The following is a 1,210-nucleotide window of genomic DNA, read 5'->3' as shown; positions in this document are numbered from 1 at the left end:
AGCTGCAGACACTCCTCGCCCTCTGGACCGGCGCCTGCCCCACCTGCCACCGCGACATACCCACCCCACTACGGACCTGACCAAGCCCTACTAGCGGGATGCCGATACCTGCCCGGAGGGGTGTGGGCTCGTTCCAGGTTGGTCGGCGAGCCACTCCTGCAGCTCGCGGTGGCGGAACTGATAGGCGTTGCCCGAGATGCGTAGCAGCCCGCCCTGGTAGGCCCAGTTGAGGAATGTCCCGAGCCTCCAGGGCAGGACCCGCCGCGCGCACAGCAGCAGCAGCAGCAGCACGGCGTAGCGGGTCCAGGCGTTTGCCACAAGGATCACCGCGAGCAGTGACACGGCACCCAGCGAAATACCGAATGCGGTCCCCATGGTGACCCCTGCTCCTGTCCCTACGACCAAGCCGAAGACCACCGCAACCAGGAGCCCTGAGACAAGGTCGCCGCGCAGCAGCCTCAGCGGATCGCTCACCGGGCGGTCCGTATCTCCCACGGGGTGGGAGGTGGCCCTGCCGAGGAAGGCCGTGCTCAGCACCATGACGAGCCCCGCCCCGATACCGAGAGCGGCCAGTGCGCTTGTGGCGAAGCGATTGGGGCGCATGTCGACCATGATCGACACTAAGGCCGCGCCCATGGTGCCCAGCATCGCCAGAGCACCCTGCAGACACGACGCCACGGCACGCATCCGCCGGTAGGGCATAAGCCGTCTTGGCCGGGGCCACGGTTGGCTCCACCGCGGCAGCCCCCAGAGGCACACAACGACGGCCGCGGCGACGACAAACAGGAGCGGCGGCGCGGGGCGAGTCAGCGAGGCCAACAGACCGAACCCGACCGCGGCCAGAGCGATGAGTACGGTGCACAGCGCCAGGTGGGCAAGACGCACCCGGCGGGGACCGGCCAGCAGCCACAGCCTGTGCGGCACGATGTCCAGCTCGGGTGCCGCCGGCGGGTGTGGATCGGCGAGACCCGCGGCCATCGGTCGGCCACGCCACAGCCCCAGACCGCTCACCGGAGGCACGGCTCGCAGGTGTCGTGCCAGCAGCCCCAGCCACTCCTGAACCGCCTGTGCGTCATAGCGGCCGGGACTCTTGGGGTGCAGCTGCACCGAGGCTGGCCGCTGCAGGGCGCCCATCACGTACGCGTGACTGGCGATGGCGGTCTCGGTGCCGCGCAGCATGTCGCGGGTGGCCTGCACGATCCGGTCGTTG

The 1,210-nt window shown here is 69.7% G+C and carries 1 pseudogene; it reads right to left on the bottom strand.

Annotation, left to right across the window (positions count from 1 at the left end):
- Positions 1-90: 90 nt before the first annotated feature.
- Positions 91-1,210 (bottom strand): annotated as a pseudogene (locus tag ACWD1Z_RS37720) (hypothetical protein); the annotation flags it as partial.

The organism is Streptomyces sp. NPDC002784 (assembly GCF_053592135.1).
This window is presented reverse-complemented; position numbering and strand designations above follow the sequence as displayed.